The organism is Flavobacterium omnivorum (assembly GCF_900099915.1).
In the GTDB taxonomy this organism is placed as follows: Bacteria; Bacteroidota; Bacteroidia; order Flavobacteriales; family Flavobacteriaceae; genus Flavobacterium; species Flavobacterium omnivorum.
In genome coordinates, this window is sequence record NZ_FNDB01000005.1 from 98,745 (window position 1) to 112,786 (window position 14,042).

At 34.0% G+C, this 14,042-nt stretch carries 14 protein-coding genes; 8 read left to right on the forward strand and 6 right to left on the reverse strand.

Annotated features, from left to right (window positions below; all coding sequences use genetic code 11):
• Positions 1-6: 6 nt before the first annotated feature.
• Genes BLS90_RS07295 through BLS90_RS07305 form a run of 3 tightly spaced genes read left to right on the forward strand, consistent with a single transcriptional unit; the run spans position 7 to position 4,316 of the window.
• Positions 7-999 (forward strand): MlaD family protein, encoded by a 993-nt coding sequence (locus tag BLS90_RS07295; RefSeq protein WP_091257015.1) that lies wholly within the window; start codon positions 7-9, stop codon positions 997-999.
• A 50-nt stretch (positions 1,000-1,049) separates the two neighbouring features.
• The gene (locus BLS90_RS07300; protein WP_091257016.1) at positions 1,050-2,087 is read left to right on the forward strand and encodes a glycoside hydrolase family 130 protein; all 1,038 of its coding nucleotides are present in this window, start codon (positions 1,050-1,052) and stop codon (positions 2,085-2,087) included.
• Positions 2,088-2,099: 12 nt separating this feature from the next.
• Positions 2,100-4,316, forward strand: a complete 2,217-nt coding sequence (locus tag BLS90_RS07305) for a glycosyltransferase (RefSeq protein ID WP_091257017.1) — start codon at positions 2,100-2,102, stop codon at positions 4,314-4,316.
• Between the two features lie 183 nt (positions 4,317-4,499).
• Here BLS90_RS07305 and BLS90_RS07310 read toward each other — a convergent pair whose 3' ends face one another.
• Positions 4,500-5,624, reverse strand: a complete 1,125-nt coding sequence (locus tag BLS90_RS07310) for a cysteine desulfurase family protein (RefSeq protein ID WP_091257018.1) — start codon at positions 5,622-5,624, stop codon at positions 4,500-4,502.
• A 25-nt stretch (positions 5,625-5,649) separates the two neighbouring features.
• Entirely contained in the window at positions 5,650-6,564 is a 915-nt protein-coding gene (locus BLS90_RS07315) for an EamA family transporter (protein ID WP_091257019.1), read from the reverse strand.
• Positions 6,565-6,769: 205 nt separating this feature from the next.
• Here BLS90_RS07315 and BLS90_RS07320 point away from each other — a divergent pair, with 205 nt between their 5' ends.
• A complete protein-coding gene (locus BLS90_RS07320) occupies positions 6,770-7,714 on the forward strand; it encodes a hypothetical protein (protein ID WP_091257020.1) in 945 nt (314 codons plus the stop codon).
• Positions 7,715-7,853: 139 nt separating this feature from the next.
• Here the strand turns inward: BLS90_RS07320 and BLS90_RS07325 are convergent, their stop codons facing one another.
• Together BLS90_RS07325 and BLS90_RS07330 are read right to left on the reverse strand one after the other, a co-directional pair.
• Entirely contained in the window at positions 7,854-8,405 is a 552-nt protein-coding gene (locus tag BLS90_RS07325; RefSeq protein ID WP_091257021.1) for a Smr/MutS family protein, read from the reverse strand.
• Positions 8,398-8,580: a hypothetical protein gene (locus tag BLS90_RS07330; protein WP_091257022.1), complete on the reverse strand. Its 183-nt coding sequence runs from the start codon at positions 8,578-8,580 to the stop codon at positions 8,398-8,400. Before BLS90_RS07330 ends, BLS90_RS07325 begins: the two co-directional genes overlap by 8 nt.
• A 100-nt stretch (positions 8,581-8,680) precedes the next feature.
• Between BLS90_RS07330 and BLS90_RS07335 the strand changes: the two genes are divergently transcribed.
• Positions 8,681-8,974 carry a DUF2752 domain-containing protein gene (locus BLS90_RS07335; protein WP_091257023.1) on the forward strand — a complete coding sequence of 98 codons (294 nt, stop codon included), beginning with the start codon at positions 8,681-8,683 and terminating at the stop codon, positions 8,972-8,974.
• Positions 8,975-8,992: 18 nt separating this feature from the next.
• On the opposite strand, the gene BLS90_RS07340 is transcribed toward BLS90_RS07335, so the two are convergent.
• A complete protein-coding gene (locus BLS90_RS07340) occupies positions 8,993-9,691 on the reverse strand; it encodes a DUF1003 domain-containing protein (RefSeq protein WP_091257024.1) in 699 nt (232 codons plus the stop codon).
• Between the two features lie 358 nt (positions 9,692-10,049).
• On the opposite strand from BLS90_RS07340, the gene cysM reads away from it, so the two are divergent.
• The gene (gene cysM / locus BLS90_RS07345) at positions 10,050-10,937 is read left to right on the forward strand and encodes a cysteine synthase CysM (RefSeq protein WP_091257025.1); all 888 of its coding nucleotides are present in this window, start codon (positions 10,050-10,052) and stop codon (positions 10,935-10,937) included.
• 116 nt (positions 10,938-11,053) lie between these two features.
• Positions 11,054-11,746, forward strand: a complete 693-nt coding sequence (locus BLS90_RS07350) for an SGNH/GDSL hydrolase family protein (protein WP_245705059.1) — start codon at positions 11,054-11,056, stop codon at positions 11,744-11,746.
• Between the two features lie 68 nt (positions 11,747-11,814).
• Here the strand turns inward: BLS90_RS07350 and BLS90_RS07355 are convergent, their stop codons facing one another.
• On the reverse strand, positions 11,815-12,225 hold the full coding sequence (locus BLS90_RS07355) for an OsmC family peroxiredoxin (RefSeq protein ID WP_091257026.1): 411 nt from the start codon (positions 12,223-12,225) through the stop codon (positions 11,815-11,817).
• A 322-nt stretch (positions 12,226-12,547) separates the two neighbouring features.
• Between BLS90_RS07355 and BLS90_RS07360 the strand changes: the two genes are divergently transcribed.
• Positions 12,548-13,834: a CPBP family intramembrane glutamic endopeptidase gene (locus BLS90_RS07360; RefSeq protein WP_091257027.1), complete on the forward strand. Its 1,287-nt coding sequence runs from the start codon at positions 12,548-12,550 to the stop codon at positions 13,832-13,834.
• Positions 13,835-14,042: the final 208 nt, after the last annotated feature.

Genomic DNA, 14,042 nt, shown 5'->3' on the forward strand with positions numbered 1-14,042 from the left:
ATAAAAATGGAAAAAACAACATCCCAAAAATTGCAACTTGGAGTTTTTGTCATAATCGGGCTATTATTGTTTATACTCGCTGTGTATTTCATTGGCGATAAGAAACAAATGTTTGGAAAAACCAATCACTTATCCGCAGTTTTTAATAATGTCAATGGTTTGCAACTAGGCAATAATGTCCGTTTTTCTGGAATCAATGTGGGCACGGTACGCGGAATAGAAATGATTAACGATACGGCTATTAGAGTCGATATGCTGATAGATAAAACTATTTTTCCACTTATTCGAAAAAATGCTGTTGCTACAATAGGTTCCGATGGTTTAGTGGGAAACATGATTATTAATATCCTTCCAGGAAAAGAAGGGGCGGCATCTATACTACCTGGAGATCAAATTGCCACAATAAATCGCATACGAACGGAAGATATGCTCATTACTCTTGACAAGACCAATAAAAATGCAGCACTCCTCACCACAGATCTACTCAAAATAACGAATGAAATCAATCAAGGAACGGGAACCGTAGGCTTATTAATTAAAGATAGTACGCTGGCGGAAGATTTAAAACAAACAATGCATTATTTAAAAATTACAGGAAAAGGTAGTTCCGAATCAATCATTAAATTAAACCGACTTATTTCATCACTTGAAAATAAAAACAATGTAATTGGTGTGTTGAAAGATACGGCAGTGGCCAATACCATTAAGTCCGTAGTCCAAAATTTAAAGCAAACAAGTAGTCAAATAAATAATGTAATAGGTAACCTCGACACTACAGTAGTCAATATCAAAGGCGGAAAAGGGGCTATCAATTACCTTTCAAACGACCCTAAATTAGTAAGAAAAATAAACTCTACAATGGACAATATTAAAGAATCCAGTTTCCGTTTAAATGAAAATCTAGAAGCCTTAAAACATAATTTTTTATTTCGTGGGTATTTTAGAAAACAGGAAAAAGCAAAATTAAAGGAACAGAAAAAGGAAGAGGAGCAAAAATAAATAGTAGCTACTAATTTGATTTTTAAACGATTTAAAAGACGGTTGAAGCCATGGTTACAATAGAAAAATTAGGAATAATTATGGGGCCTACAGACAAGCCATTTGAAAATAACGGTGTGTTTAATCCGGGTATTTATCAAGAAGGAAATACAATTCATGTTTTATACCGAGCAGTAGAACATGGCAATTATTCAACCGTAGGTTATGCTAAGTTAGAGGGACCAACCAAGGTTGTTGAACGCCAGGAGCAGCCAATAATTATGCGCGATTTTGAATATGAAAAACACGGTATAGAAGACCCCCGCATTGTAAAAATTGAAGATACTTATTACATTACGTATACGGCTTATGACGGCATTAATGCCATGGGAGCACTAGCTACTCCTAAAGATTTGATTCATTTCGAGAAACACGGTATTATTACACCACAGGTCAATTACAATGAATATGAAAGTTATGTGAATTGTTGTGATAACAGCAAACTTAATCCTAAATACCACCAATATTACAATCTTTTCGCACAAATAGGATTAGTTTCCGATGAATTCAGGATGCTGAGGGATAAAGATGTCGTCCTCTTTCCAAGGAAAATTAATGGAAAGTTTGTCCTCTTGCACCGCATTTGGCCTGGAATTCAAATCGTAGAATTTGAGCATTGGACGGATTTAACCGAATCATTTTGGAGAGAATACATCATTACTTTGGTGGATTACATTGTATTAGATCCTAAAGATAGTTTTGAAGTTAATTATATAGGATCAGGTGGCCCGCCTATTGAAACGGAATACGGGTGGTTACTTATTTATCATGGTGTACAAGAATCAACTATTGGAAAAATATACCATGCTAAAGCCGCTTTATTACAATTAGAAAATCCTAAAATTGAGCTTTCAAGACTGCCCTTCCCCCTATTTTCACCAACTAAAAAATGGGAAATGGAAGGCAAGGTCAGCAATGTTGTTTTCCCCACCGGACATGCTTTATTTGGGAATGACCTATACATTTATTATGGTGCAGGAGATAAACATATTGCTGTGGCCAAATTAGATATCAATGAATTGCTTCTCGAATTGAGAAAACAACCTTAAAAATGCACTGCTATGAAATTCGAGACAGGAATAAAAATGCTAGTTGTGAGCTCCTATCCGCCTAGAGAATGTGGAATAGCTACTTTTACCAATGATATTGTTAATGCTGTCAATATCGTCTTTGGAGATACGCTTCCAGTTGAAGTATGTGCTTTGCAAAACAGAGAACAGGAATTTCAGTATCCTGACGAAGTTAGTTACATCCTGCCGGTAGACTCTTTAGTTCATTACAGGTTAGTTGCCGAAAAAATAAATGAACGCAATGACATCGGACTTGTTTGTATTCAGCATGAATTTGGCCTTTTTGAAGGAGAATATGGTGATCATATCCTCTCCTTTATATTAGCCCTAAACAAACCCATTGTAACGGTTTTTCATACCGTTCTGCCTACTCCGAATGAAAAAAGAAAAAAAGTGGTGTACGCCATTACTGATTTATCAGATAAAGTCGTAGTGCTAACCAAAAATTCTAAAGAAGTCTTGGCCGCCTATTACAACTGTCAATCCTCTAAAATTATGGTTATTCCTCATGGCAATCACACTGTACTTTGGGAACAAAAAAAAATACTTAAAAATAGATACGGGTTTAAGGATAAGATTGTTTTGTCCACTTTTGGGTTAATAAGCGAAAATAAAGGAATAGAAACCGTGTTGCATGCATTGCCAGAAATTGTGGCACATCATCCCGAAGTTATTTATTTAATTATAGGAAAAACACATCCAGAGATTTTAAAAAGAGAGGGCGAGAAGTACCGCCATTCCCTACAATCCATTGTAAAAGATCTCCATTTAGATAACAATGTGATTTTCATAAACGACTATCTTAAATTACAACAGTTACTCGAATTTTTAACGTTATCTGAAATTTATTTATTCAGTTCCAAAGATCCAAATCAAACCGTTAGCGGGACTTTTGCCTATGCCATGAGTAGCGGTTGTGCCGTCATTTCAACACCTATACCACATGCTGTTGAGTCCTTAGGAAACGGCAATGGAATTTTATTAAAAAGTTTTGATAATCCAAAAGAATTTCAAAAAGCAATACGTTATCTAATTGAAAATAAAGAACAAAGAATAACCATGGGTAAAAACGCTTTTTCGATGGCTCGCGCTACCAGTTGGGAAAATATAGCCATACAATACCGTCTTTTATTTGATCAATTAACAAATCGAGAAGAGGATTTACGGTTTAATTTTCCACCAATAAAATTAGATCACATCAAAAAACTGACTACCGATTTTGGAATTCTTCAGTTTTCAAAATTTAGCCAGCCCGATCCTGAATCTGGATATACGTTAGATGATAATGCCAGAGCCTTAATTAATATTGTCATGTACGACAAAGCTTTTCCAGCTGATGAAAATTTAAAATTAGCCTTTACGTATTTGAATTTTATAGAAGGAATACAGCGAAATGATGGCTGGTTTGACAATTACAAAGATTACAACCATGAACTTACTCAGCAAAACGGAGAGGTTAATCTTGAGGACGCTAATGGTAGGGCTTTATGGAGCTTAGGAACCGTTATCTCCCATAGACAATATTTGCCGCTGGAGATGATTTACAGGGCAGTAAAATGCTGGGACAGGGCCATTAAAAGGATAGATAATTTCAAATCTCCAAGAGCTATTGCCTACGCTTTAAAAGGATTGTACCTCTACCATGAAACCTACAAAGACGAAGAAATCAAAAATCATATTGAGAAACTGGCCGATGAACTTTTAAGACATTACAACATCAACTCTGCAGAGGACTGGTGCTGGTATGAAGATTATATGACCTATGCTAATAATGTATTACCTGAGGCCATGATGTACAGTTATTTAGTTACAAAAAAATCGAAGTATAAAAAAATTGCAATTATCACCTTCGATTTTTTACTCTCCCATTATTTTATGAAAGGACAATTGAAAGTAATATCAAACAGAGGTTGGTTCAAGAAACAAAACGAAAGAAAATTTTATGGAGAACAGCCTATCGAAGTGGCAACAACAATTATTGCCTTGGACTTCTTTTATGAACTGACACAAAATACAAAATACAAAGACCAATTAAAACTCGCTTTTATATGGTTTTTAGGAAACAACCATCTGAAACAAATTATGTATAATCCTGAAAATGGTGCTTCTTATGATGGCCTAGAAGACACGCATATCAATATAAACCAAGGGGCTGAATCCACCTTGTGCTTCTTTAAAGCGCGCTTGATTATGGAAAAATACACTTGACTGGAATCAGCTGGACAAATGAGCTAAAAACTATATTCAAATTATAGATAAATTAGACCTCATAAACTCTCATAGATCAATTATTTTGTATATGCAAGATGTTAATGTTTCTGTTTTTATTAAATACTACTATTATGCAGTTGATAATAAAAAGTAGCACAACTTATATTTATACATTTATTATTAAATGGTTTTCAAAGCATCAATGAGCAAATTAATATCTTCGCGTGTGTTATTATGACTGAAAGAAATACGCAGGCTGGGTTTCTTTAAATCCTCATCAGACAGGATTTCAGCTAAAACGTGAGAAGGTTTTACACTTCCAGATTGGCAGGCGCTTCCTCTAGAAACTGCAATTCCTTTCATATCCAAATGAAAGAGGATCATCGCTGTTTTATCCGCTGCAAAAGGCAATAAAACATTCAAAACTGTATAAAATCCATCGACACCTCCATTAATTGAAAATGAAGGAAATTCAATTTCAAGTTGCGAAATAAGATAGTTTTTTAATTCTAAAATATGGATTCGTTCCATTTCTAACTTACTATAGGAAACTTCTAAGGCTTTTGCCATTCCAGCGATTTGATGTAAGGCCTCTGTTCCAGCCCGCAGTCCTTTCTCCTGTTCGCCACCAAAGAATAAAGGTTGTAATCCTGAATTTTTTCGAATAAAAGCAAAACCAACTCCTTTTGGCCCATGAAATTTATGTGCGCTAGCCACGATAAAATCAACCGATAGGTTTTGCAAATCAATGGATGTTTTTCCAATTGACTGCACGGTATCCGAATGAAATAAAGCACTATGCTCCTTGCAGATACGCCCAACACGTTCTAAGTCTAAAATAGTTCCTGTTTCATTATTTACATGCATTAAGCTCACCAAGGTTTTAGTTTCGTGCGAAAGCAATTCTGCCAAATTAGTGATATCAATCTCGCCGTTTGGTTTTATCGGTACATAATCAATCTCAATTCCAAACTCTTTTTCTAAGACTAATGCGGTATGTAATACGGCATGATGTTCTATTTTACTTGTAATAATGCGTTCTACTTTTAAATCTTTCACTGCGGAACGAAGAATCCAATTATTAGCTTCAGTACCACAGGAGGTAAAGATAATTTCCTGAGCCGTAGCACCTAAATTTTTAGCTATTGCCTTTCTAGAAAGCTCTAAGATATTTTTTGCAGAACGACCCAAGCTATGCGTTGACGATGGATTTCCATAATCCTCCGTTAACACCTTGGTCATTTCTTGAATTACTTCTGGACGAAGAGCTGTTGTAGAAGCGTTATCGAGATATACTTTTTTCATTTAATTTAAAATTGTAAAATTATTTTTAACTTTCTAATTCTGTAGCCACAGCTGTTGGTTTCTTGGAAAACAGTATCTTTTCATTAAACACTACTATCGAAATCAAAATCAGAAAATAAGAAAATAATTGTAGGACATTTACTTGCTCATTATAATAAAATAGGGCTAGTAAAAAATTAATAATTGGGTTAATATAAATCATAATTCCCACTGCAGAAGAGTTAATTCCTTTGAGAGCATACAGATTTAAAAACAATGGAATAATGGTGAAAAATACCACAATCATGAACATGCAAATGTAAAATAAAGGTTCCGTAGGGATTGCTCCACTGTATTTTGGATAAAAGGGCAAGAGTACAAGTGCAGTAAAAATCAATTGTATGGTTAGACCTAAAAATTTATCCAAATCGTTATTTTTACGTTGGCTCACTAAATACAGTGCATAAGTAGCAGCGGTAATAAGACTGTAAAAAATATCCTGAAAATGGTTGAATGACAACAAAATACAACTAAAAAAACTGATGCCTACAGCAATCCATTGCCATTTACTCAATGTTTCTTTCAAAATATAAAAGGCAAAAACTGTAGTTACAATAGGACATATCAAATAGGCCAATGATGCCGCATTAACGCTAACATGATTCATCACATAGATGTAAACAAACCAGTTTGAAGAAAGGAATACGCCACCACCAAGTGTCAATAACACAACTTTTTTTTGTTGTTTTGATGAGATATTTTTAAAGTGATTCCAATTTTCTTTTATTACTTTTCTTCGAAAAACTACATTTATGAGTATCATTGTAATCGCACTAAAAAAAACGCGATAAAACAAAATGTCCAAGGAAGGATACTGGTGTAAGGGCTTTAAAGCAAAACTAAAAAAACCCCATACAAAAAAAGCTAAAAAAGCAGCCGAATAATATTTATTAAGTCTCATGAACCGTCTTATATGGGTACAAATATACTGATTTCTGTCGGCTTTAGAATAGTACAATTGAATCCAAAATTGAAAAGAAAATAATGATTTGATTCCACTACTTTGAAAATGAAAAAATACAATATGTTGTTAAATATGGTATTTTTAACCGGTAATGTATTTGGTATAAATTAAAAATTCTATTTTTGTTATAAATTTTATAAAAATGAAAAGAGTTCTAAGCGTATTGGTTTTTGCCCTGGTTTTAATTGGTTGCGATGATGGAAATTTAATACAAGAAGATATCAATTTTGAAGATGTTGCCGCGCAAAAATGCGCCTCAAATACTATCATTTATAAAGTAAAAGACAGCGAAGCTCTTCTTTTTGATGCCACAGGAATCAACTTTCCTGCTGAAACTTCTACCCAAGAATTAGAGATTAATAGTACGAATCGAGTAATTTATCGCTTTTATAATGGTACTGTAACTGCTGCTACTTTATGCGAAACAATCCCCCCAGCAACCCCAGTAGTAACTGATCAATGGACGGCTACAGGTGGAACAATAGTCATAAATACTACCGCCATTAAAACTAGAAATGAAACAGAGAACAGTTCTAAAATTACAGGTTATAATCATAATATTACTTTTAAAAACATCACTTTTGATAAAGGTAATGGCATCCAAGTTTATGAAACTTTTGCCTTTGGTGACTACATCCTGAACACGACGGGTTTGCCTTTTGCTTTTACTAAAGTGTTAAAGCAATGTCCAAATTCTAAACAACTATATGATAAAAATAGTAGTGAAGCACTGATTTTAGACATTGATCCCACTTTGATTACTAATGAAGCTACTCCAATAAACACACCAAGAACCGCCTTAATTAGTGACACTACAAATAAACTTACCTATAGATTATTCTCTGGTTTGTTGACTGATCCTTACTTTTGCAATACCGTTTATCCCTCTACTCCTGTTGTCCTTGAAGAATGGATTGCAGTAGCTGGAGTTGCAAATATCAGCGGTAGAATTGAAGTGACAACTACCAGTTTTGGGAACGGTTTTAAACATACGGTGATCCTTAAAAATGTAAAAATGAAGAATGGAAACAGCGATTTTCTTTTAGGTGATAATTATATTTACGGTGAATTATTGACTACCAATTAATATTGAATTAGACATAAATTAAACGTCTAAATCAATCGTTTTTCAGTCCAACAAAAATCCCGATTTCAAGTCTATTTTCTAATGAGAATTGACTTGAAATCGGGATTTTTTTTTCGATTTTTATTACCTAAAAAAGAAATTACATCGCACTTTGTTTAATAAAAACTTCTGTTGCGCCTTGACCATATTTTTGATAATTACCTTCCGCAAAAGCAATATTATCATAACGACCCAGTAAGAAATCCAGTTCTGCTTTTAAGACTCCTTCACCAACTCCATGTATGAAAACAATCTTAGGAATCCGATTTCTAATGGCAAATTCTATATGCCGTTTTGCCGTTTCTGTCTGTAAGGTTAGAATATCATAGTTTGACATTCCCCGTTTATTAGGAACTAGTTTTTCGATATGTAAATCAAACTCTGGTGCCGGAATTTCATGCTTTGATTTTTTTTCCTTTACAAAACTTCGAGCTTTTGGAATCTCTTTTTCTTTAGAAATTTCACTTACATTTACTCTTCTAATAGAATTCATTAAATTACTGGTATCTGGCACTTTAAGTAATTCATTGACAAAAAATGTCATCATGAATCCATCTGCTGTTTCGATGGTAACTTGATCTCCATTCATAGACAATACGACGCCATCAATAGCTTCGTCAAGTACTGAAACTTTATCTCCTTTATTAAACATTTTGGTCTTCTTTATCTTGATTTTTACTAGGTGTTTTGGCACTCAACTGCATCATTCCCATCATGAAAATCACAATAGCAACAACCATGATGTACACATTTTTTTCTGCACTGACTTGCTCGTACAAAGCAACAATGATGGCAACAATCATTACGGGAATTATAAACTTCTTCATCTTTTAGAATATCAGATTCCAAAAGTAATGAATTTAAAATTACCTGCTTATTTTTTCAAACGTTACTTATTTTTTTGTAAAATTGTAAAAAATAATATCATTGAATTTAGATAAATATATGCTCCCGTGTTTAAGCAAAACCCTCTTTGGGATGGAGTGTTTGGGATGCGGTTTTCAGAGGGGATTTTTACTGCTATTACAAGGTGATTTTTACGGCGCTTTCAAGATGTATCCAGCCCTTTTCACGACCTTGTTATTTCTGGGAATTGTTGGTTTGAATTTGATTGACAACAATAGAAATTACAGAAAATGGATTATTACCTCCGCTATCTTAAATGGTATTTTTATGATTGGAGGTTATTTTTTCAAACACTTTTCGTCGCTTTATTTCTAACTTTTTCCCTTCAAAAAATTATTTAATTCTTGACAGAATATCATTCATCATTTCGATTTGGACTTTCTGAATTTCTATTAATTCTTCTTGCTGATGCATAATCAAATGATCTAGTTTTTCATGAAGCATTCGGATTTCAAGTTCTGATTTGAGATTAATCATATAATCTTTTTTGGCTCTTTCCCTATCCTTTTCTTCTTGACGATTCTGGCTCATCATAATTACTGGAGCTTGAAGTGCGGCCAAACAAGATAAAATTAAATTCAATAAAATAAAAGGATAAGGATCAAACCCTTTATTCAGCAAAATATAAATATTTGCTAAAATCCAAAGCATAATAAATACCCCAAAAAGAATAATAAATTTCCAGCTTCCGCCAAAACCTGCCACCTGATCTGCTACTTTTTGACCTACTGTGCGAGCACCCAATTCATCTTCAACGTCACTCACCAATGATTTGTCTTCGCTCAAAGAATTAATAACCTTAGCCTCCAAATTGGACAACTCTCCTATTTCAACAAGCAAATAATTTGAAATATATTTCTCTCGATACATATTCAGCTCCTCAATTGCTAAAAATTTAGTTTTATCAAAATCAGGAAAATCATTTTCTATAAGTGCCAATATGGGATTTCGGATTGTTTTTGCCGAAACTTTATCAGCAAGTGGAAATTCTTTCTTAGAAATATCACTAATAAAAGTCAAATTACTTTTCATGGATTTTTATTTATTGGCTAATTTAAAAAAATACTTTCATTAAAACTACTACTTGGCCGTTGTAGATTATAAAATAACACAAATAGGATTCGCTTTACTATTCGAACAATTCGAACAACTTTGATTATTTTATCTAACAAAAGTACCTTCAAAAACAAGATTGCTTTCTGTTTTTGAAGGAAATAATTCAAAATAGTTCAATATCTTTGTAATTCACTACAAAACAAATCCGAATGTTATCTCATTACAATAATATCCCTTTCTGCTATTCTTGTTGCTATTTTTAAAAACGGGACCTATAAAAGCATTCAGATGTTACAACTACGCATTCTAATTCAAATTCAAGATAAAAAACAGCATGAAATCATTCAAAATATTAGACCTTATTGGAAATACACCTTTGGTAGAATCTACTAATTTGGTACAAAATAAAAACGTAAAACTTTTACTGAAACTGGAAGGGAATAATCCGGGAGGCAGTTTAAAAGACCGAGCGGCGTACAATATGATCAAATCAGCACTCGAAAGAGGCGATATAAAAAAAGGAGATAAGCTGATCGAGGCTACAAGCGGCAACACGGGGATTGCATTGGCAATGATAGCCAAATTATTCAATATCGAAATCGAATTGGTACTTCCAGAAGACTCTACTAAGGAACGCACCCAAACTATGCGCGCTTATGGCGCCACAGTGATTTTAACGCCCGCTGCAACAGGAATTATTGGTTCTAGAGATTATGCTGACAAAAAAGTAGCCGAAGGCGGCTATATTATGCTAAATCAGTTCGCCAATGATGACAACTGGAAAGCACATTACAAAACAACAGGTCCAGAAATATGGACCGATACAGTAGGAACCGTGACCCATTTTGTTTCCGCAATGGGAACTACAGGAACCATTATAGGAACCTCTACCTATTTAAAAGAAAAAAATCCAGCTATTCAAATTGTAGGAGCACAACCCAGCGATGGCTCGCAAATTCCAGGAATCAGAAAATGGCCGCAGGAATATTTGCCAAAAATATTTGATGCCTCAAAAGTAGATACTATAATTGAAGTTTCGGAAACTGAAGCGCGGGCAATGACCAAACGTTTGGCACTTGAAGAAGGCGTTTTTGCAGGAATGAGCAGTGGAGGTTCTGTTGCTGCAGCATTAAAAATAGCCAACACTTTAGAATCTGGTGTGATTGTAGCTATTATTTGTGATCGTGGCGATCGCTATTTATCATCTGATTTGTTTGATTAATTTAACTTTTTAAAATCAACCTTCTTTACTCTAGCTTTCAAAGAAGCAAAAAAAGTTTGATTCGGTTGCATTTGGCGTATCCTAATTTTATTTTGAAATTTTAAATCCAAGGACAAATGAAAAAAATTCAATTCCTTTATAGTATCTTATTGTTATCAATCATTATGGGAGGAAAAGCACAAGCGCAGGACTGGCCGAATTTAAGCAAATATCAAGAGGAGAATGCACAGCTGAAACCAGTAGCGCCCGGAGAAAAGAGAATTGTGCTGATGGGCGATTCTATAACAGAGTTTTGGAGCACAACTGACTCTGAATATTTTATTGGAAAACCTTACCTTAATCGCGGTATTAGTGGCCAAACAACTCCGCAAATACTACTCCGCTTTAGAGCTGATGTGATTGATTTAAAACCTAGCGCAGTAGTTATTTTAGCAGGAATTAATGACATTGCAGGCAATACGGGTCCAGTAACATTGCAAATGATTACAAATAATATTTTCTCAATGGTTGAGTTGGCACATGCAAATCACATTAAAGTGATTTTATGCTCCGTGCTACCCGCTTATGACTTCCCTTGGAAACCCAATCAAAATCCAGCTCAAAAAGTAGTGGATCTCAATAAAATGATAAAAAATTACGCTAACGCTAAAGGTATTCTGTATCTTGATTACTTTTCGGCCATGAGAGATGAACGCGATGGACTAAAAAAGGCTTATTCCGGTGACGGTGTGCACCCTAACAAATTGGGTTATCAGATTATGGCTCCGCTTGCTGAAAAAGCAATCAAAGAAGTTTTAGTAGAGAAATAATGGAATATACAAAAGCAAAAAGGCTCGATTTAAGTCGGGCCTTCTTGCTTTGTGGAATATTTATTTGTTTATGCTAAGGTAGCCGTAGTATAAATTGCGGCATTCAGTACCTTAGAGATAGGACAATTTTTTTCTGCCTTAGTCACTAATTGTTGAAAAGCATCTTCTGCTATTCCGCTTACCTTTGCTGTAACCGTTAATTGTGAAGTCAAAATGGTTCCATCGACCAAATCAATAGCACATTTGGTTTCAATACTTTCAATTTCAAAACCAGCTTCCGTAATATAAGCTGAAAGTTGCATCGTAAAGCAACCTGAATGTGCGGCCGCAATCAGTTCTTCCGGGTTTGTCCCTACTCCTTCTTCAAAACGGGATTTGAATGAATATTGTGTATCGCTTAATGTAGTACTTTGTGTCGTCAATTTTCCGGCTCCTTCTTTGAGTGAACCATTCCAGACTGCGGTTGCATTTCTTTTCATAATTATAGATTTTCTGTTTTCTCAAATTTAGTTCATTTCTCAAAAAATAGTCTAAACCAGGCCATTTTTTAACGAAAGTTTAAAATTCATATTAAACTAAAAGTGTATCTGCCCTAATGAACTAATACTTTGTCAATGATAAAAACTGCAATAATACCAACTTAAAATTCTTGTGAATATATTTCTTTATGTGCTATTTTTCGTATTGATTTGATTATGTTTGTGACAGGAGAAATGAACATTGTTCAAATGAGACCACTTCCCTAAACAGTCCATTATATTTTTTTCTGAAATCCTAATTATTAAATTATAAAATACTCCTATGCTGGAAGCGATCAAAGAAAACTACTTCAATTTAATGGTCTTTTTAAAAAATCCTAAAGACGAGGCAGGACCAAAACGTACCGTAGTTCAAAAAGTAAAAACGCTTCTTTCTTTACTGCTAATTGAAATTCCGATTATGGTAGTTTTGATTCTTTTGATTAGTGGTCTTGAACAACTAGGATTAGTGGATACTGAAAACCACGCAATGGAAAATTTGATCAAGTCAGTATCAATTCCAGTACTCTTGTTTGTAGTAGTTATCATAATACCTTTTTTCGAAGAGCTACTCTTTCGCCTGTATTTGCGTTACAAAGACAATTACGCATTGCATTTTATCGTTGCAGTAGCTTCACTCACAGGAAAAAGAAATCAACAAAAAGCAGCAACATTCCTAAGTTCAGTCTGGACTAAAAGATACAAATTCATATTTTATTTTTCTTCTGTGTTCTTTGGAATGGTTCATCTTACTAATTTTGAGTTTTCCTATACTATTTTACTTCTATCGCCAATTTTAGTAGCGCCACAAATAATATTAGGCCTCATTATTGGCTATCTAAGGGTTCGTGATGGTTTTATTTCAGGGTTTTTAATGCACGGGCTTCACAATGCTTTATTTATTGGTATTGGAATACTATCCATATCAAACCATTCCGAAAAACTAAACTTTGAATCTCCTGCGTATTCCATCAAGATCGAAGAAACTGACGACATACATCTTCAAAGTACGCAACAAAAGTATCCGGATAGCCTGGCTTACAAAAATATAAGTCTAAAAACAATTCTATCCCAATTACTGACTACAAATGAAATTTTGTTACAAACCAATAATGAAAACCAGCTTGAACAAACTTTGAACGTATATTTCAAAAACAAATTGAAAGACAGTTCACAAACAAAAAGGATTGCTTTAAATCAAATAACAAAAACCTATAATTTCCAAATTAAAAAGACCCGTAAACTAATGGAAGTTTGGGATTTAAAAGTTTCAAACTCATCTCTGTTATCTGAACACAAATCAACTCATAATTCACATGGAAACTTGGTGACTATAAACCCGAAGGAAATCATCATCAAAAAATCCAATATTAAATCGCTGGTTGATGCTTTGACCAAAAAGAACAAGCGAATAACTTTCGATAAAACTGACCTCAAAGACACTTATAATTTCACACTTCAAACGACCAATTTTGAAAGTATGAGCAAACAATTAGAAGAGAAATATGGCCTTTCGCTGATTAAACGAAGAATGGAATTGGAACAGACCACAATTCTCTTTCTAAAATAGAATAAAGCAAAACCGAATGTATCTCTGTTGCTTAAAGGAATAAAACGACAATGTTGAGATTCCTCATACTATTTTTTATACAGTATCGCTATTTTTTTCTCTTGCCCTTTTTACCATTGAAATTTAATAATATAAAAACTATAGTAGCCTAGTTGAAGTCCTTACTTTCTAACAATAGATTTTCATTGTAGATCTCTGCTCTTATTTT